This window comes from Chitinophaga sp. RAB17 (assembly GCF_052114225.1).
Classification (GTDB): domain Bacteria; phylum Bacteroidota; class Bacteroidia; order Chitinophagales; family Chitinophagaceae; genus Chitinophaga.
In genome coordinates this window covers 210,105-228,738 of record NZ_JBFREI010000007.1, presented here as the reverse complement: position 1 = coordinate 228,738, position 18,634 = coordinate 210,105, and the positions used below count along the sequence as shown (strand labels likewise).

At 45.1% G+C, this 18,634-nt stretch carries 15 protein-coding genes; 7 read left to right on the top strand and 8 right to left on the bottom strand.

What is annotated here, in order from left to right:
* Positions 1–36: 36 nt before the first annotated feature.
* The 4 genes from AB4Z08_RS23205 to AB4Z08_RS23190 all read right to left on the bottom strand — a co-directional run bounded on the left by AB4Z08_RS23205 (position 37) and on the right by AB4Z08_RS23190 (position 4,928).
* The gene (locus AB4Z08_RS23205; protein WP_441576176.1) at positions 37–1,614 is read right to left on the bottom strand and encodes a DHA2 family efflux MFS transporter permease subunit; all 1,578 of its coding nucleotides are present in this window, start codon (positions 1,612–1,614) and stop codon (positions 37–39) included.
* Between the two features lie 177 nt (positions 1,615–1,791).
* Positions 1,792–2,880 (bottom strand): HlyD family secretion protein, encoded by a 1,089-nt coding sequence (locus AB4Z08_RS23200; RefSeq protein WP_441576175.1) that lies wholly within the window; start codon positions 2,878–2,880, stop codon positions 1,792–1,794.
* Positions 2,881–2,950: 70 nt separating this feature from the next.
* Positions 2,951–4,306, bottom strand: coding sequence for a TolC family protein (locus AB4Z08_RS23195; RefSeq protein ID WP_441576174.1), 1,356 nt, complete (start codon positions 4,304–4,306; stop codon positions 2,951–2,953).
* Entirely contained in the window at positions 4,296–4,928 is a 633-nt protein-coding gene (locus AB4Z08_RS23190) for a TetR/AcrR family transcriptional regulator (RefSeq protein WP_441576173.1), read from the bottom strand. Before AB4Z08_RS23190 ends, AB4Z08_RS23195 begins: the two co-directional genes overlap by 11 nt.
* Positions 4,929–5,195: 267 nt before the next feature.
* On the opposite strand from AB4Z08_RS23190, the gene AB4Z08_RS23185 reads away from it, so the two are divergent.
* The 5 genes from AB4Z08_RS23185 (at position 5,196) to AB4Z08_RS23165 (ending at position 10,630) form a co-directional block, all read left to right on the top strand.
* The gene (locus AB4Z08_RS23185; RefSeq protein ID WP_441576172.1) at positions 5,196–5,663 is read left to right on the top strand and encodes a hypothetical protein; all 468 of its coding nucleotides are present in this window, start codon (positions 5,196–5,198) and stop codon (positions 5,661–5,663) included.
* A gap of 254 nt (positions 5,664–5,917) precedes the next feature.
* Entirely contained in the window at positions 5,918–7,357 is a 1,440-nt protein-coding gene (locus AB4Z08_RS23180; RefSeq protein WP_441576171.1) for a sensor histidine kinase, read from the top strand.
* A complete protein-coding gene (locus tag AB4Z08_RS23175; RefSeq protein ID WP_441576170.1) occupies positions 7,354–8,049 on the top strand; it encodes a response regulator transcription factor in 696 nt (231 codons plus the stop codon). The genes AB4Z08_RS23180 and AB4Z08_RS23175 overlap by 4 nt, the downstream gene beginning before the upstream one ends.
* A gap of 267 nt (positions 8,050–8,316) precedes the next feature.
* A complete protein-coding gene (locus AB4Z08_RS23170) occupies positions 8,317–9,132 on the top strand; it encodes a helix-turn-helix domain-containing protein (protein WP_441576169.1) in 816 nt (271 codons plus the stop codon).
* Positions 9,133–9,373: 241 nt separating this feature from the next.
* The gene (locus AB4Z08_RS23165) at positions 9,374–10,630 is read left to right on the top strand and encodes an aminopeptidase P family protein (RefSeq protein ID WP_441576168.1); all 1,257 of its coding nucleotides are present in this window, start codon (positions 9,374–9,376) and stop codon (positions 10,628–10,630) included.
* Positions 10,631–10,737: 107 nt separating this feature from the next.
* Here the strand turns inward: AB4Z08_RS23165 and AB4Z08_RS23160 are convergent, their stop codons facing one another.
* From AB4Z08_RS23160 to AB4Z08_RS23150, 3 genes are all read right to left on the bottom strand, one after another.
* The gene (locus tag AB4Z08_RS23160; protein WP_441576167.1) at positions 10,738–12,681 is read right to left on the bottom strand and encodes a hypothetical protein; all 1,944 of its coding nucleotides are present in this window, start codon (positions 12,679–12,681) and stop codon (positions 10,738–10,740) included.
* Between the two features lie 21 nt (positions 12,682–12,702).
* Entirely contained in the window at positions 12,703–14,559 is a 1,857-nt protein-coding gene (locus tag AB4Z08_RS23155; protein ID WP_441576166.1) for a family 16 glycoside hydrolase, read from the bottom strand.
* A gap of 423 nt (positions 14,560–14,982) precedes the next feature.
* A complete protein-coding gene (locus AB4Z08_RS23150; protein ID WP_441576165.1) occupies positions 14,983–15,603 on the bottom strand; it encodes an HAD family hydrolase in 621 nt (206 codons plus the stop codon).
* A gap of 58 nt (positions 15,604–15,661) precedes the next feature.
* On the opposite strand from AB4Z08_RS23150, the gene AB4Z08_RS23145 reads away from it, so the two are divergent.
* Positions 15,662–16,126, top strand: coding sequence for a GNAT family N-acetyltransferase (locus tag AB4Z08_RS23145; protein ID WP_441576164.1), 465 nt, complete (start codon positions 15,662–15,664; stop codon positions 16,124–16,126).
* Between the two features lie 54 nt (positions 16,127–16,180).
* Here AB4Z08_RS23145 and AB4Z08_RS23140 read toward each other — a convergent pair whose 3' ends face one another.
* Positions 16,181–16,699, bottom strand: coding sequence for a DUF4251 domain-containing protein (locus AB4Z08_RS23140; protein WP_441576163.1), 519 nt, complete (start codon positions 16,697–16,699; stop codon positions 16,181–16,183).
* 131 nt (positions 16,700–16,830) lie between these two features.
* On the opposite strand from AB4Z08_RS23140, the gene AB4Z08_RS23135 reads away from it, so the two are divergent.
* Complete coding sequence (locus AB4Z08_RS23135) at positions 16,831–18,591, top strand: ABC transporter ATP-binding protein (RefSeq protein WP_441576162.1); 1,761 nt, start codon at positions 16,831–16,833, stop codon at positions 18,589–18,591.
* The last annotated feature ends 43 nt before the right edge of the window (positions 18,592–18,634 follow it).

Below are 18,634 nucleotides of genomic sequence, written 5' to 3'. Positions count from 1 at the left end.
TATTGCAACAATATTTTTATGTTGAAAACTGTTCCGTTAGTGCATAGCAGACGGATCCAGTTTCGGTGCTTTCTTAGCTTTTACCATCAGTACAAATGGCACACAGATCAGGAACAGAATTCCCAGGTACAGAAACACATCCATATAAGATAATGTGGCTGCCTGTTTGGTGACTGTGAAATCCAGTAACTTATAGCCGGTATTCAGGGCCTGATGAGGATCCATACCTTTGGCAGTAAAGCTGTGCTGTAAACCATTTACCCTGTTAATTACATCAGGGTTGTTGGTATCCAGTTTAGCTACCAGGTCGCTGCGGTGCATCATATTCCGGCGGGCCATAAACGTAGTAATCAATGCTACTCCGAATGAACCTCCCAACTGACGCATCATACCTGTAAAGGCGGCGCCCTGACCAATCTGTTGGCCTTTCAATCCAGACAATGATAAAGTGGTGATAGGAATAAAGAGTAAACCCATACCAATACCACGTACAATCAGCATCCAGAAGAAAGATTCAGAACCGGTATCAGCCGGTGTGATGATCTTATATCCCCAGAAACAGAAGACAAAGAACAGGAACATACCACTGGCTACCATGTATTGTTGTGGTATCCCTTTTTCCAGCATTTTACCAATCAGCGGCATCATAACTGCCGTAGTCAATGCGGCCGGAATCATCAGCATACCTGATTGTGTAGCGGTCCATCCCAGTGAGCCTTGTGTATATAAGGGTATAATAAACGTAGATCCGTATAACCCAAAGCCCATGATAAACGACAGGATAGTACCTACCCGGAGGTTCCCATTTTTGAGCACCCTCAGCTCCACAATTGGATTCTTATAAGTAAGCTCACGCCATACAAAAAAGAACAGGGCCAATGCACTTGTTACCGTTAAAGCCGTAATGGTGGAGTCATTAAACCAGTCATCTTCCTGTCCGCGCTCCAGTACAAATTGTAGGGAGCCTACCATCAATGCCAGGAGTCCGATACCGAGGAAGTCGATTTCGCTGACCGAACGTTTTTCTCCATATTTCGGGCTACGAACAAACTGCAGCGTAAGCAGTGTAGCGATCACGCCGATAGGGATGTTGATGTAAAAGATATAAGGCCAGGAGTAGTTATCTGTGATGAAACCACCTAACGGAGGTCCTAAAGTTGGACCAATGATTACTCCTAAACCATAGATGGCCTGGGCAATCCCACGTTTTTCAGGCGGATAACTTTCTGTGATAATAGTTTGTGAGGTTACCAACAATGCACCTCCACCTAAACCCTGTATGAAGCGGAATATGATCAGCTCAAACATGGTAGTTGCGTTACCGCAAAGGAAGGAGGAAACGGTGAAGATAATAATCGACGCCGCAAAGTAGTTACGACGGCCGAACTGTTGTGATAACCAACTGGTCATCGGTACAATGATTACGTTACCGATGGCATATGCCGTAATCACCCATCCTATTTCACTGAGCGTAGCGCCCATGTTACCACGCATGTCATTCAACGCCACATTTACGATAGTAGTATCCACTATCTCCAGCAAGGCGCAGAATATAGCGGTGATCGTAATGATCACCCTGCGCGAGCCGTATTCTATCAATGATTCTTGTTGCATGCAGCACTTTGTATTTTGAATGAGAACAATTTCACCCGGAGTTAATAATTAATGACGAACATGATCCTTTCTGTTGATAATATATTGTGTCGAATCGATTACGCCTGTCTGTTAATTATTGCATGGTTCCGTTCCATTAATTATTAACTCCGGATAAGTTGTTATTCATTTGTATGATTAGTTGAGATGCACATCTACCAGTACGTTCATACCCGGGCGTAACTGTTTTACCAGTTCATCATTCGGATTATCGAACTCTATTTTCACCGGTAAACGTTGTACCACCTTCACGAAGTTACCAGAAGCGTTATCTGCTGGCAGCAGGGCGAATTTAGAACCGGTAGCTGGTGCGAAAGAAGTTACTTTTCCTTCCAGACCTTTACCAGGGTAAGCATCTATATGAACGGTTACTTTCTGGCCCAGTTTCATTTTGTCCAGCTGTGTTTCTTTGAAGTTGGCCACTACCCATGGTGTGGTGTTCAGTACCACGCTGAATAAAGACTGACCGGCTGCAACAAACTGTCCTGGCTGTACGAAGATTTTTGACAGTACACCATCTTCAGGAGCTGTGATAATAGCGTAAGACTGGTTCAGTTTCGCGTTTTCCACATCGGTTTGGCGTTGTTTGATACCGGCATTTGCCACATTGATTTGTTTGGAAGTAGCACCACTTTGAGAAGTTACCACGCTGGTCTGGCGACCGGCAGCAGCTTTCTGTTTAGCTAATACATCCAGCTGACGTTCAGCCGTTTGTTTAGCAGCGGAAGCCTGTTCAAATTCCTGCTGTGTGATAGAGTGATCTTTGATCAGGTTAGCGTAACGATCGAAATCCTGACTGGCTCTCCAGAGGTTTACTTTCGCTGCTTCGATTTGTGCATCGATGGTACCTACCTGCGCCTGAGCAGTGCTGATACCTGCCTGTGCAGCAGCGGTAGAAGCTTCTGCAGCACCCAGGTTAGCCTGCGCTGCAAACAAACCGTTTTCTGCCTGTTGTACCGCAATAGCCAGATCGCGGTCGTCCAGGATCACCAGGGTATCGCCTTTCTTCACGAACTGGTTATCTTTTACTCTCACTTCTTTCACATAACCGGATACGCGGGGTATAACCGGGCTTACATTAGCATCGATCTGCGCATTATCTGTTTCTTCATGGTGCTGACCATGAATATATTTCGTGATACCAAATGCGCCGCCACCCAGCACCAGCACTGCCAGCACTATGACGAACCCTTTGCTTTTCTTTTTAGGCGCGGTTGTTTCCTGCATGTTTATATTGTTAGTAGGTTTTGTTTGAGTTTGCGTTTCCACGGCTTTGATATTTATTGGTTTGATCGTATTATTTATTGTTGGGTTCCAGTATACCGGCTGCCTGTAACAGTTTGTTATAAGCTACAAGTGCATCTGCTTTAGCATAAGCGTAGTTCAGGTGCGACTGCAGGTTAGCCACATCTGCATCCAGCAGATCTGTGGTGGTAGCCAGGTTATTATCATGCTTATTCTTCGTAATCCGGTAGTTTTCTTCTGATTGTTCTATCGCCTTAATATAAGTGTCCATCTTCTTGTGGCTCAGGAGGTAGTTTTCGTAAGATTGATACACGTCCAGGTGTATATTATCTGCAATCTTCGCTTCGTTGGCCTGTACTTCTGCCATTTGAGCTTTAGCACCAGCTACTTTTGATCCTGTTTTCCAGAGAGAAGATAAATTATACTTAACACCTACCCCTGCAGTCACTGCATTGGTAATGGTGATGAGGTTCGGTACATAAGCTGCAATGTATCCACCGGTCACTGCCAGTGAAGGATAATAATCAGCTTTTGCACCTTTTACACCGGCAAATGCTGCCTTTTCGCGGGCGCTGAGTGATGCCGCATCCTTACGGTTCTGATAAGCCAGTTGCTCAAATTCCGCTACACCACGACCATCAATATTGTTATCTACTTTAAAGATGGTGCTATCTACCTGAATCACGGTGTTATCCGGTAAACCCAGCATGATGTCCATGTTCAGGTTAGCGATTTTCAGGTTGTTTTCAGCGTCCATTAATGCCAGTTGGTAGTTAGACTGTTGCAGTTCTGCCTTTAAGAGGTCATTACGGGCAAGCAGGCCATTCTTTTCTTTGTTGGAAAATTCCTTTACTCTTTCATCTGACTGACGGATATTTTCCTGTACCAGTGCTACGGCAGCTTTTGATTTATACAGATTGCTGTAGGCAGCAATCGTGTTCTGGATAACATCTTCACGGTCTTTATCAACATCCAGCCTGGCTGCTTCTGCGAGGTAACGGGCAGATTCTTTACCACTCTGTAATTTTCCACCTGCAAAAATCGGAATAGACACATTGGCTGATCCGTAAGCTGCCTGATTTACTTTAGGACTTTCTGTAGGGGTACCACTGTTGCCTCCCAGCTTCAGTTTCAGGTCTATGTTCGGCTGAGTAAGACGAAGATAAGAACCGGAAACACTCACATCGGGTAACTGACGTTCATTTGCTTCTTTGAGTGAGGCAGTGGCTTGTTCTACTTTAGCGTGGCTCACTCTTAATTGTTTGCTGTTTTGTATACTCAGCGATATGGCTTCATTTAACGAAAGCGGTTTTACGCTCTGTTGTGCGGATGCTGTCTGAAAGAAAAAAGTCAGCAGGATTCCCGATGCAAGCGCATATAATCGTGCGTATATGCTTTTAGAATTCATGTGTTAGGATTGCTTTGAACAATTTTTTTAAATGTATACTTACTCTGTTTTTAATATACACGCTGTAATCTTCGTCACTGATGGCGTCGGATGGAGCGCTTTTCCTTAGTATATGCTGAGCAGGTATTACCTGATGAATAGTCCCGAATAAAGTCGTCATCAACATTTCAACATCTACATCTTTATGAAAAATGCCCGCTTCCTGCGCGTGGGTAACAATGGGCTGCATTAACCCGAGCATTTCCCCTTTCAATTGCCATATCAAATCCCTTACGGGGCTTTGCTGGCTGTTTAATTGTTCCCGGCTCATAATGCACTGGAAATATTGCTCTCCCAGCATCTTATTAATAAACCGGTCGATGAGACTGTTTATCTTTTCAAGTGGCTCCATCGTATCGTTCTCCAATAATTCATTAATGAACTTACGGGATGCTTCCATTCTATATCTGAAAATAGTCTCCAGTAATTTGTCCTTTGATCCGAAATAATAGGAGATCATGGCAATATTTACATCCGCCTCCTGCGCTATGTCCCTTACCGATGTGCCATGAAAGCCCTGATCGGCAAATAGCCGCTCTGCAACCTTTAAAATTGAGAGCTGTTTTTCACTATACTCTTCCATGTTCCTTTTTTAGATTTGACAAAGCAAAGTTAAACAAACGTTTAATTTAAACAAGCGTTTATTTAATCACCTGTTTAAATTTTATTAATACTAATTTATATATAAATGATTATCAATAATAAATGCAAAAATTTTAAGCAGTTTTTAATATTTGTTAATAATCCCTTCACATAAGACGTTAAATTTTCGCCCTTTTCTCATGTTTTTATGAAAGAATATTATAATTTAAGAGAAGCAACCAAAATGCCCGCTTAAACAATCAATCACATGCGTCTTCCTTCCACCTTTCCGGGTATCGTTTTATTTGCCGGCATCATTACCGGTACATTGGATATCCTGTCTGCTTCCGTTTATTTCACGATCGTTTCCCATGGGGCGCCACTCTCCAAACTATTCGCCTATATCAGTAGCGGCGTATTTGGCAAGGAAGCCTTCAATGGCAATCCGGCTATGACCTGGCTGGGACTCTTATTTCATTACCTCATCGCAGGCACCTGGTCTTTTATTTTCCTGAGTATCTATCCTAAAATACCCGGCCTCCGTAACTACCCGGTGGCAACAGGTCTCGCGTACGGCTTGCTGGTGTGGACCATCATGCAGTTCATCGTCCTCCCGCTGAGTCATGTTCCTCACGGCCCCCTTCATTTAGTCAGCGCCCTGCTGAATATCGCCATCCTCATGGTCATGATCGGACTACCCCTGTCGTTTATAGGCAGACGGTATTACACGAAGTAAGCGATCGTCATACGCGGCAGAGATGCAACTATGGCCAGTTTCATCTCTCTCTAAAAGCACTTGATAATTTAATTTGCTAAATCGATTTTCTAATACAAAAAAGTAGTATCTTAGGGCAGCAACAGCCAACAACAAGCAAATCATATTTAATAACAGGAAGCGGAAACTAACGGGATGCAGATCCGTTAGCACGACTATTATTGCCGGTGATAAATGAAGTATCAGCATAGCAACCAAAATTAATAACGCAGGAAATGAGGCATTCCATCAAGCTGTATATCCTGACAGCAGTTATATGTATCGTGGCATTGGCCATTGTACAGTTTTTCCTGATATACAATACCTATCAGCTGCTCGACAGCCGATTTAATTACGTGGAAAAAGGCAGGATAGGTGAAGCCTATAACCTGGCCATCGCCAACGATAAACTGTTTCCGGGCGGACAGCCATTGCTCGACTCCATTATTATACCGCAATATGCTTACCTGGAAAATTTGTATAAAACCAATCCGCAAAGCTTTGATACAGCCGCCCAGCACCTGGTAAACAATATTGTTGGTGAATTAATAAAACATGAAAATGCAGACAGTTTACTGAAAGCCATCAAAGTAAAAGATGGCATCCAGGATTCCCTGCTCTATGCACTTTGCATCCACCGGCTTGATATTAAATTCAAAGACAACCAGTATGTGAACCTCTATAACCGGTTCAAAAAATATCCACTCATCCCGTCTGCCCACCAGTCCGAAATGGGCTTGTATATTTGTGGTAATCTGCAACAACTGAGTGAAAGCAGTGCTGCCTCCTCATTGGTAGCCAATTCTCCCCTGCCCTATTCCTATTCACTCTCCTTTTCTTTTTATGCAGACCCATATAACCGCCGTACACTGGTATTGCAACAAATGAGATATACCATTCTACCTGGTATACTCACGCTGCTGGCAGTGATTACCCTCTTCGGTATTACCCTGCATAAATGGATCCGGCAAAAACATTTGTCGGATATGAAGTCAGACTTTATCAATAATATTACCCACGAATTCAATACCCCTATCACTGCTATTATTGTAGCCAATAAAAATATACAGAACGAAAAAACACTGGACAATAAACAGAGTGTTACTGCTTTGTCTGTGATTATTCACCGGCAGGCAGAACGCCTGAAACTACTGGTAGAAAAAGTGATTAACATTGCAGCCACGGAAAAGCTGCAACTCAAACGGACTCCGAATGATCTGCAGGAACTGATCACGGAAATACTGGCGGTATATAGTCTTAATACCTCCAACCAAGCCATACGCTTCACTTTTAACAAACAAAATTTCCCGGCCAGCATTGAAACAGATACATTCCATTTTACGACACTCCTGCAAAACATCCTGGACAATGCTGTGAAGTATAATGATCATGAACAGAAAGAAATTATGCTCAGCGTCCTGCAACAAAAAGAAGGACTGGACCTGGTCATAAAAGATAATGGTATTGGTATGGATGCCAATACCCAGCGCCATATTTTTGAAAAATTCTACCGCCATCAACCCCGGCTTTCCAAACCCACCAAGGGCTTAGGACTGGGGCTCTATTATGTAAAGCAATGCGTTGATACACATGGCTGGAAAATCAGGGTCTTCAGCGAGCCGGGAGCTGGCAGTACATTTACAATTAGCATACCTACAAAAAACATCATCACATGAAACATCACATTCTGCTGGTAGAAGATGAAACAGACCTCGGTAATGTAGTGAAACAATACCTGGAGCTGATGGACTTTGCGGTTGACTGGCAACAAAACGGTCAGGCTGCATTGGAAGCATTTACTGCCACGCCACGGGCCTGGCATATTATATTGATAGATATTAACCTTCCTGAAATGGATGGTTTTGAATTTGCACAGCGTATCATGAAAATACAGCCCAATGTACCCTTCCTTTTTCTCACCGCACGTGGTGAAAAGAAAGACCGTTTATATGGTCTGAAGATCGGTGCCGACGACTACATTGTAAAACCCTTTGACGTAGATGAACTGGTGTTGCGCATAAAAAATATTCTTAAACGAAACCAGGTTGTAAACACCATCGCCAAAGTGAATGCCATTGAATTGGGCGGCATGCGCTTTCATAAAGATTCACTTAAACTGGTAGCCCCCAATGGTAAAGAAACCATTCTGACACCATTGGAAAGTGACCTGCTATTGCACTTCTATCACAACAGTAATAAAGTGATCCGGCGGGAAGATATACTCCACCAGGTATGGGGCGCCAATGATTACTTTGTAGGGAGAAGTCTGGATGTTTTTGTATCCCGCTTCCGCAAATACTTTCAGGGCAACGAAAATATCAGCATCCGCAATGTTTATGGTATCGGGTTTATGTTTAATCTTACCTGAGAAAAAAAGGGCGGGCGCTACATCGCTCAAGGGCCCGCCCCTGCACATCTTGAACCATACAAGATGCTGTGCCTGTTTATCAACCGTATCTTGATTATTTTAAAAGTAATATCAGGGGAAAAACAAATACAGGAGGGTTAGCCGCTGCAATAGTGTTTTTCATAGTCATACATAGTTAACAGGCGTTGCCTGAAAAAGTTCACCCCGGCTTCCGGAAATATTAATCACTGCTTATTTGTAATTTGCTGTACAATTACGCCAGTTATCATGCAAGCCATTGAATTAATAGACCAGCAATATTTTTCCAGTCAGTACCGGTTCATGGCGCCGGCAGCTGATCTGTCGGAGCATGTGGTATATTACTGGCTACTGGACTTACGCCAACCTGCCCTGCAGCAACAGGAGTTCCGGGAATTACTGCTGGCCAACATGTGTTCTTCACTGGTACTAAACCTCGGCGCTCCTTTTGAAATGTATGACGCCCAGAACAGGTGGCTGCATACCAGCGCCCAAAGTGAATTAATCGGCTATCGCCCTACAGCTGTCGCTTACCGGCATCTTTTTAATAACTACCTGGTAGGTATCAAATTTAAACCAGCCTCGCTTAACTACCTCTTTCATATCAAGGGTGCAGAGATCAATGGGAAAACATTGCCAGCCGGAGATGCACTGCAACATCTCCCCCGGCTGGAATCAGCCGTGTACGATGCCGCTGACCCAGAACGCATTAAAGTTTTGCTGGATGAATTTCTGCGTAGCCAGGCGCCACTTCCCGCATCCGGCAGGCATTTCCGCTATGTACAGCAATCTCTCAACGGACCGGCATTGCTGCAATCCGGTTACCAGCTAAAGAAACTGGCGGCATTACTCTATCTCTCTCCCCGCACGCTGGAACGTTATTTTACGGCTTCGCTGGATATCAACCCCAAACAATGCCTGTCTATTCTGCGATTCCGTGAGGCGGTCACACAATACATACAACACGGCTATAAGGCCGACTGGGAAGCACTCGGTTATCATGATTTCTCGCATTTCCGCAAAGACTGGCGGCAGCGTAGTTTGTCTTTACCAGGATTATACTGATTTAGATGATTTTCCGGATTTTTACTTCTTTTGATTTTATAAGATTGAAAAAGATTAGCGGAGATGGTCATATGATGTGGTAATCTTCGCTAATCTTTTTTAATCCTGAAAACAAAATCCGGTAAATCATCTAAATCAGTATAATCCTGGTAAAGGCAAACTACGCGAAAACTGTCGCATTTTTACACCAACTCCTTCCGCCCTGCCCTTTAAGTTTGTTACGCAACAAAAGCATTCCACTATGTTTTCCAATCAGCGTAAAAGACTGGTCAGCCAGTTCCCCGCAGATGCAGTCGCTATTCTGACGGCCAACGATACGATGCCTACCAATGGAGATGGCACCATGCAGTATTTCCCGAACGTAAATCTGTACTATCTCAGTGGTATCAAAGAAGAAGATGCCATGCTGGTGCTTTGTCCCGGCCATCCGGATGCGGCCCTGCGGGAAATACTTTTTATCAAACGCAYGGACCAGCTCTTTGTAAAGTGGCTGGGACATACTATCGATAAAGAAGCCGCCGCCACGCTGTCAGGTATCACTACTATTTATTATACTGATGAGTTCTGGACCGTGATGAAGAAAGTAATACCACTTTGTCGCCGTATCCTACTGCATTCCAATGAACACGCCCGTTCAGAAAATGAAACACAGACCCGGGAAGACAGGCTACTGCTAGCCTGTAAAAATTTATATCCACTGCACGAATACGACCGGCTGTATCCCTTACTGGCAAGACAACGCATGGCCAAAACACCGGAAGAAATTGTATTACTGCGCAAGGCATGCGACATCACGGAAGCAGGTTTCCGGCGATTACTGAAATTTGTAAAGCCAGGTAAAACCGGCTACCAGATTGCAGGGGAACTGATTCATGAATACATGCAGCAACATACTACCTGGGCGGATTATAAACCAGTAGTAGCTTTCGGGGCAGATACCTGCATATTACACTACCGTGCGAATGAAAAAGCCGGTAAAGACGGCGACCTGGTATTGATAGATGCGGCTGCCAGTCAGGATCTTTACAATGCAGACCTTACCCGCACCATCCCTGTCAATGGCCGCTATACGCCCCGGCAACGCGCCTATTATGATGCGGTATTACAGGTACACCAACAACTGCGGCAACATGTACGCGCCGGTATACCATTGTTAGACTTATGGAAAGCTTCCAATGAGCTGATCCTGGAAGCGCTGTGTCAATTGGGTTTATGCACTCCGGATGACATCCGGAAAAACGGAGCAGCCTTCTATCTGCAGAAATACAGCTACCATAACGTTTCACACTTTCTTGGTCTGGATGTACATGATGCCGGTTATTTCCATGAGCCCATGCCAATAGGCGCCGTGATTACCAACGAACCTGGTATTTATAATGCGGAAGAAGGAATTGGTGTAAGAATAGAAAACAACCTGCTCGTTACCGCGGACGGGTATGAAGATCTGATGGCAACTATTCCGATCGGGGCAGAAGAAATTGAAGAAATAATGAATTAGCTGTTAGCCGTTAGCTTTTAGCTTTTAGCAAAATGCCACGGAGAACATAGTATATATGTTTATCTCCGTGGCATTTTGCTAAAAGCTAAAAGCCAATGGCTAACAGCTTACTTCAGTGAATTGATCCAGGTGGCAATTTTCACCGCATCGGCTTGTGGCACCTGCGGGAAAGGAGGCATTGGAGTAGCATATCCAGGCCAGTTTTCCGGCTTAGGATTTTTGATCAGTGCCAATATTTTCGCCACTGAATAATTCCTTTTGGCGACTTCTTTAAAACCAGGACCTACTTGTTTCTTGTCGGGATTATGACAGGAAGAGCAGGTGTATTTATTCAGCAATGGTTTTACCTGTTCGTAAGTCAATGGCTTAGCTGCTGCTGGTGTAGCGGCGGTAGATGCAGCTTTTGCATCAGCCACTTTAGTAGCAGTAGTAGCTGGTTTGTTAGCAGAGTTTTTAGTGCTCAATGCAGATACCGGCAGCTTATCTCCGTCGGGAATATTATTCAGCGTATAGTATACATCCGGGTGTACCAGTGAGTATGATTTTTCGGAGGTACGGATACCATTCAGACTCAGTTTATGAATGTAGTACTGACGCAGTCCATCGATTACCAGACGTACTTTCATACCATCAGGAGATACCTGTACTCCTTTGATGGTCAGCTTTTCTGAGTTAACAGTAGGGCTGCCATATACGGGGTGATATTTGTAGATAAAGCTTTCTACATTATAGGAGGCGATATCTTCTGCATACTTTTTGTCTACCGGTTGCGTGAAAGTGATTTCAAAACCGTCAGGCATAGCACTAACAGTTCTCATTTCAAAAGGAACACGGTTGTTCCATACGAGGCGTTGAAGCCCCTGGTTGGCATCACCGGCAGAACCCCATCCACGGTTGGTTTCACCTACAAAGAGGGAACCATCTTTACCCCAGGCCAGGCGCAGTACGCCGGACTGAAAGCCGCTTCTGAAATCCCAGGCAGCACCCTGGTACTCGCCTTTTACTTTTTCCAGGTACACGCGCATGATTTTGCTTTGTCCCTGATCACCGATCAGTACTTGTTTGGCAAAAGGACCAAAAGCGCCATCCGGAATGGTGGTAAGCTGTGAGTTGGAAATCCCTAAAACTCCGTGTGGCAGCCATACTGCGGGCAGCTGTACTTCAGGAAAATATTTCTTCATATCAAACAGCGTCACAAACTTTTCGTTTTCTACGTTTTCTGGTTTGATAGCATTACCATTGGCATCTTTGCGATAACGGGGATCTACTTTGCTATACAGTTCTTCTGTAGTCAACTTAACAGGAGAGTTAGGCATACCTGTCCAGCGTAAACCGGCAGGGTGGCCTACAAAGCTACCTTTCTTTACATGGGTGAGTCCACCGGAACCCATCCAGTCGCCCTGGTTTTCTGTGTAGAACAGTTCACCATCGATGGTACCTAAACCGCAGGGAGAACGGAAACCGGTTGCCCATGGTTCCATTTTACCGTCTTCGGTAATGTGCATCATCCAGCCTCTCCAGGGAACACGGCTTTCACCGCGCCACCACTCTTCGTCACCGAAGGCTACGTTGCCGGATACAAAGAAGGAGCCATCCGGGCCCAGTACGGGGCCAAAGCTATATTCATGATAGTGACCGGATAACGGCCAGGAATATACGGTTTCGAACAGATCCATTTTACCGTCCATATTGGTATCGGTCATTTTGGTCAGTTCTCCACGCTGTGCGCAGTAGAGGGAACCATTCTTATAAGCCAGTCCCAGTACCTCATGCAACCCGGAAGCTACTTTTCTGAAGTATGGTTTGTTGCTGGTTGGATTCTCTACAATAAAAATATCGCCACGGCGGGTAGCTACGCCAAGGTCACCATTAGGCAGGGTGCATAAGCCGCCTACTTCCAACAGGGTTCCTTCCGGTGAACTGATACGCGCAATGCGGAAAAAGTCCTCTTCCTTAGGAGATTCCTGTGCTTTTACAGAGGTGATAGCAGTCGTCATCAGGAACATACCTGCGGCTATTCCTGCTGTAATTCTTTTATAATTCAGTTTCATAATAGTCATTAGTATTGCTGCTTAGAAGATAACCGCATAACCTGTTTTAGCCTGTACCGGCACTATCAGCTCCGCGCGGCCGTTCTGGTTGCGGATGATGGGATTCGCCTTGGCATCGTCCATCTTCACATAATAAGATTTATCACCGATCACATATAAACCCGGAGATACCTGTTCTATACTATCTCCAACGGCTATACGCAGATACAGGTCGGCCGCAGGTTGTTGTACCGTAACGGTACGATGAATACCCTGATTTTCCGGCAGCACGCTGATATCATCTGTTACAGCGGTACCATATACATTATAATGGAAAGTTGGTTTACCGTTGTCATCGAGTGCGTAACCGGTTGGGCGGAAGCCTGTGCCAGTAGTATCTGAACTCCAGGCAGCTTCTTTGCTGGCCAGTTTCTCAATGGCCAGTGAAGGCTGATTGGTCAGCACCTGCACCGTGCCCATAGGACGGGAAGAACCATCGCCGCGGTCATGCCACATCGGGGTGGTGTTGAGGAATTCGCCACGCCATACCTGGAAAGGCACGCCATTGTCCATATCGTAGGTGTAATGCACTTTAGCAGGACTACCTACTGATACTGCATGCACCACGCGTTTACCACCACGAACATCCATAAAGCTGCGCAATACGGTGTTTTCGTTAGCTGTTACCAGGATTGGATCTGTAGGATCATCTACCGGTACGTTGGTATCGCTGATCACAAATTCGCGGATACCTGCTTCTTTTACGGACAAGGTCAGTGAAGCCTTTGCCCAGTCGGTGTTTTTAGCATATAACACTTCCACCGGATAATCTCCCGGCTGCAGGTCAATGGTACCATTACCATCCCATCCACGTGGGTTGATCACTGCCTGGTTATTTACCTTCAGTAAACCCGGGCCACCAGAGGTGTGGAGGTTAAAGCCATATTTGCCGGCCGTTTTTACGGACAAGGTGGCAGTATAACGTACCAGGAATTCATTGTCCGGTAAGCCTGTCACATTGGAGGTCAGTTGCGCGGCGGTGCCGGTAGCAACGGGTTTCAGCGCAGCAAAGTCTGGCTGTTTGTCGAACCGGCCTTTGTATACGCTGTACTTCACGTCCTGCAGTGTTGGTTTCGGAGCGTTGTAGTTGTTGATCACAATATTTCTGAATGCTACCAGGCCATGATCTCCCTGTATGCGGAGTGGCCCGGAGGCTACTTCATTATTTTGCATAGCGCCGCGTGTAGGGCCAGAGAGTACTACATTTTCCTGGATGGTTACACCATTCAGTTCCAGCTTCAGGATCACAGCATCGGCAATTTTATTACCGGCTGCATCAAAGCGGGGTGCCTGGAAAGCAATTTTCATGTGCTGCCATAAACCAGGTGCACGACTTGCATTCTGGCGTGGCGCATGGCCATCGTAGCCTTGCTGCCCTTCCGGCTTGCTGTCATTCCAGCGTTCGTAGATGCCACCATTATCGGATGCACGTGGTGTAATGGTGCCCCAGCTGTCGAGCAACTGAATCTCATATCTTCCCTGTAAATAGATACCGGAATTGGAACCTTTGGCCATCAGGTAATCGAGTTCCAGGTCCAGGTCACCATGTTGCAACGTGCTGTAAAGATCTACCTGATTTTTTTTATCCGGCTGATTTACCAGGATGCCTGTACCGGCACTGGTTTCCAGCAGGTTGTTCTGTTGCAGGTCTGCTTTAACGCCACCGGCTATACGCCAGTTGCTGGCGGGCTGCTGAAATGCAGATAAATCTGTTAATGGCAATTTGTTTTGTGCCATCATTTGTTGACAACTGCCAATACTTAAAATCAATACCAAAGTTCTCCGGTCGTACACACCTAACTGTTTTAACTTTGGACGGAACTTGTTCCATCTAAGCATAGATCTGGATTTTTTTAAAAAGTTTACATTGATTGCTAAATGCATTTAGCCTTTCGGCCAGTGCATCACTTCTTTTATACAGGTAACCCCAATTGTTAATGAAATTTAAATTATCAACTACCGCTAAAACGTGGAACTGTGCTAAATTTGAATCATGCCAACAAAATAGAAATTAATTGTAACAAAGTAGGTAGCAGGGGTTAAAAAATTACACCAACGGTAAAAAAAGGGTACAAATTGACTATGTTTTTATTTTTTATAGATTTTAATATATTTTAAAAAGATGCAGCGAAATGTACATGAACCTTTTACTATCCATTTACATTTCGCTGCTGCTCTTATAAATAAAGTCATTCTCCGGCAATAATAAATGGTAAATACGCCCGTAGTCTCTGCTCCCTGCGCAGTACCTCGTCTCCCCGATTACAATATTAGCCCAAAAGCTTCCAGCTTCCCGCGCGTGCTTTCATAATCAGTATGACAAATACCATTTATGCCCAATCCATTTGCCACATCTACAAACATGGACCGGTCTTCCAGGTACACCACTTCACCCGGTTTCACCTGTGCGATATCCAGCGCGATTTTATAGATATCGGCGTCCGGTTTACGGAAGTGTACAAAGCAGGAAGAAATGTAGAAGTCTACGAAACTGCTGATATTAAAGTGCCGGATCCGGTGTTCATTCAGCTCCCGTCCTTCATTATTAACGATGGCAATCTTCAGTTTATACTTTGCCTTCAACTGTGTCACCATCTCCAGCATCTCCGGATATGGAGCCGACTGGGCAAACATAAATTCACGGAACTGCTGACGGGTAAAAGAGCGGTCTTCATAAAATACCACCCTGCTCAGGTATTCATCCAGGGTAAGTTTGCCTTCCTCATAGGTATCGAAGGTAAGGTGATGCCGTTCTTCCATCTCCAGCGCATCCAAACCGTAAGTTTGAACAGCCAGCTTGCGGGCAGCCCTGTCCCAGCCATTGGTGAGTAGTACGCCACCGATATCGAGAAATAAGGTGGTAATATTTGCATGGTTAGCCATCACGATAAAAATTTATTGCATCACTAAAATAACGTTATCCTTGCATTAAAAGATCAATATGCAAATACGTCTGGCCACCCTGCAAGATATTCCCTCCCTTAAAAACCTGTACCAGGGCACTATCACGCATATTAACAGCCGGCATTATAACCCGGAACAAATAAGTGCCTGGGCAGCCACGGGGGAAAGAATTACTTCTCTTGAAAATAAAATACTGGAACAATACTTTTATGTAGCGGTTACCGCAGATAGTGTAATTACAGGTTTTTCTTCCCTGGAAAATGATGGAGAGCTGGACATGATGTATGTGCACAAAGATTACCAGGGACAGGGTATTGCCAGGTTATTGATACAGCAGATTTATATAAAGGCAGCGGAACTGGGATTATCAACACTGACAGCCTATGTGAGCATTACCGCCAGACCTTTCTTCGAAAAACAGGGATTTAAGGTGGTCACCACGCAGCAGGTACAGTTAGGAGAAGTAGCGTTAACGAATTATGAAATGGTAAAAACTATCTGATATAAAAAAGCGAAGCCCTGAGGGCTTCGCTTTTCTTTTTAAACGGGAAATCCGTTATTTACTTTTCTTAACTTTTCTTTCTGTTATATAACCGTTAAAACTCATCGGGGACCTGTCATTACTGGTTACCTGCAAGGAAGCATAACCTTCGCTTGAAACGGTTAAATTCATAGACTGCACGGATTTATTGTCTTTCGGCTTCACAGTAATAGACCATCCGTCTTTTTTACCCGGCTTGGCGGAATAATCGAAGGACTTGGTTTTAAAGTCCAGCGGCGATTTTGTAGAGCCATAATCGGCAGTATAAGCGCGGCCAAAAAACGGAAGATAACTCACAATAGAATCAGTGGACACGGTGACATTATAATCTGGTGTGATGCTACGCATGCGGCCATTCATTGGAAAGGCGTTCTGCGCCACAAATACATAATTCTGGGAATCGATCAGTGATTTAATCTGCGCTGCCTTTTCTGCTTTTTTCTGTGCTTTTGTGTCCTGGGCAAAAAGACCGGTGGTGGTCATAACAGCCAATGTCAGGAGCATGAAAGTTTTTAAAACAAAGAACCTTTTCATATGGTAAGATTTTACGATTGAGGATATGCGAATATCGTACCATAACAGCGGGTCGCTATTTTTGTTTACCTGCCGGCTGACACTTTCCTGCCAAATAGTTTAATTTTAGGTCAGATGATTAAACCGGTACCATGCCCAACCCTTATATTTCTCTACTGAAAACAGCCTGGAAGTATGCCCGGCACGAACGTAAAAAGTACCTGCTGGTCTATATATTGTTTTTCCTGGCCAACATCACCTTTTCGCTGAACCCCGTGTTATTTGGCTGGTTTATTGGCAAAATACAACAGGACTCCGCCCAGCTGCCACGATATGCCTTCCTGTATGCGGGCGCCTATTTTGCATTAAAGCTCGTGGAATGGTGCCTCCATGGCCCTGCCAGGATCATGGAACGACAACTGGCCTTTAACCTGAGCCGCAATTTCCTGCGGGAACGTTACCACCAGGCACTTCACCTTCCCGTAAAATGGCACCAGGATAACCACAGTGGTTCGGTCATTAACCGCATACGCAAAGCGTATGAATCCCTGAAAGAGTTTTTCGAACGCGGATTCATGTACCTCCATGCCGTATGTAAACTGGTCTTTTCTATGATCGCCATGTTATACTTCTCTCCTTTGTATGGTAGCATAGGCATTGTGCTGGGGGTACTGTGCATGTGGCTATTGCTCCGGTTTGACCGCCCCTTCATCAAAACGCTGAATGAAATGAATGAACGGGAGCATGTGGTATCAGCTACGTTGTTCGACAGTCTTTCCAATATCATGACCGTTATTACCCTTCGGCTGGAAAAGAGCATGGAAAACGGGTTGCTCGCAAAAGTGCAGCGCATCTGGCCTCCTTTCAGAAAAAATACATTGATCAACGAATGGAAATGGTTTGTGGCTGAAATGGTGATTGCGCTGATTTATTGCGTCATTGCCATCGGTTATATTTTCCAGCACTGGGTACCCGGTGAAGTATTCCAGGTAGCCGGACTGGTGATGCTGCTGGGGTATGTAAACCAGTTTACCAGCGTATTCCAGGATGCTGCCTGGCAATATACCGATGTAGTACAATTTAATACGGCAGTAGAAACTGCCACTAATATCAGTGACGCCTATACGTTGCACCATCGCCCGGATGCTGCACCCGAATTACCGGCCAACTGGCAGAAGATCACCATCAGTGACCTTAATTTTTCACACCTGGCAGCATATGATGGTACACATGCGCCCCAAAGTTTACATGAACTGCATATCTTAATAGAAAAAGGAAAAAAGGTAGCACTGATTGGAGAAAGCGGTAGTGGGAAAAGTACGCTGCTGGCCATCTTACGTGGGCTGTACGAACCGGAGCAAAGCACGGTGTTACAGGTAGACGGAGGTCCGTTGCCGTTAGCCACCCTGAATGAAAGCGTTACACTGTTTCCGCAGGAGCCGGAAATATTTGAGAATACCATCGAGTATAATGTCACGCTGGGCCTGCCATTTTCGCAGGAAGAAGTACTCTCGGTATGCGAAAGTGCTCATTTTTCAGAGGTGGTTGACATGCTGCCGCAGGGCCTTGCTTCAGACATACGTGAGAAAGGCGTAAACCTCTCCGGCGGACAGAAACAAAGACTGGCGCTGGCACGTGGCATTCTCGCTGCACGCGACAGTGAAGTAATCCTGCTCGATGAACCCACCAGCAGCGTAGATCCGAAAACAGAGGCCATGATCTACGATAAGATGTTCGAGGCATTTGCCGATAAAGCGGTCATATCGGCGATGCACCGACTGCACCTGCTCCCGCAGTTCGATTATATCTATGTGCTAAACCGGGGAAGAGTGGTAGCAGAAGGAACGTTTCATTACCTGCGAAACAACAGCGAGGCATTCCAGGAGCTTTGGAAGCACCAGGAAAATAAATAGTGGCAGCCCCTGATATACCAGGGGTTACATACAACAATAAAAA

Coding starts and splice junctions, on each gene's coding strand:
- AB4Z08_RS23155 (WP_441576166.1), bottom strand. CDS start 14,559: ATGCTTAGATGGAACAAGTTCCGTCCAAAGTTAAAACAGTTAGGTGTG.
- AB4Z08_RS23205 (WP_441576176.1), bottom strand. CDS start 1,614: ATGCAACAAGAATCATTGATAGAATACGGCTCGCGCAGGGTGATCATT.
- AB4Z08_RS23170 (WP_441576169.1), top strand. CDS start 8,317: ATGCAAGCCATTGAATTAATAGACCAGCAATATTTTTCCAGTCAGTAC.
- AB4Z08_RS23175 (WP_441576170.1), top strand. CDS start 7,354: ATGAAACATCACATTCTGCTGGTAGAAGATGAAACAGACCTCGGTAAT.
- AB4Z08_RS23140 (WP_441576163.1), bottom strand. CDS start 16,699: ATGAAAAGGTTCTTTGTTTTAAAAACTTTCATGCTCCTGACATTGGCT.
- AB4Z08_RS23145 (WP_441576164.1), top strand. CDS start 15,662: ATGCAAATACGTCTGGCCACCCTGCAAGATATTCCCTCCCTTAAAAAC.
- AB4Z08_RS23185 (WP_441576172.1), top strand. CDS start 5,196: ATGCGTCTTCCTTCCACCTTTCCGGGTATCGTTTTATTTGCCGGCATC.
- AB4Z08_RS23200 (WP_441576175.1), bottom strand. CDS start 2,880: ATGCAGGAAACAACCGCGCCTAAAAAGAAAAGCAAAGGGTTCGTCATA.
- AB4Z08_RS23195 (WP_441576174.1), bottom strand. CDS start 4,306: ATGAATTCTAAAAGCATATACGCACGATTATATGCGCTTGCATCGGGA.
- AB4Z08_RS23180 (WP_441576171.1), top strand. CDS start 5,918: ATGAGGCATTCCATCAAGCTGTATATCCTGACAGCAGTTATATGTATC.
- AB4Z08_RS23160 (WP_441576167.1), bottom strand. CDS start 12,681: ATGAAACTGAATTATAAAAGAATTACAGCAGGAATAGCCGCAGGTATG.
- AB4Z08_RS23190 (WP_441576173.1), bottom strand. CDS start 4,928: ATGGAAGAGTATAGTGAAAAACAGCTCTCAATTTTAAAGGTTGCAGAG.
- AB4Z08_RS23135 (WP_441576162.1), top strand. CDS start 16,831: ATGCCCAACCCTTATATTTCTCTACTGAAAACAGCCTGGAAGTATGCC.
- AB4Z08_RS23150 (WP_441576165.1), bottom strand. CDS start 15,603: ATGGCTAACCATGCAAATATTACCACCTTATTTCTCGATATCGGTGGC.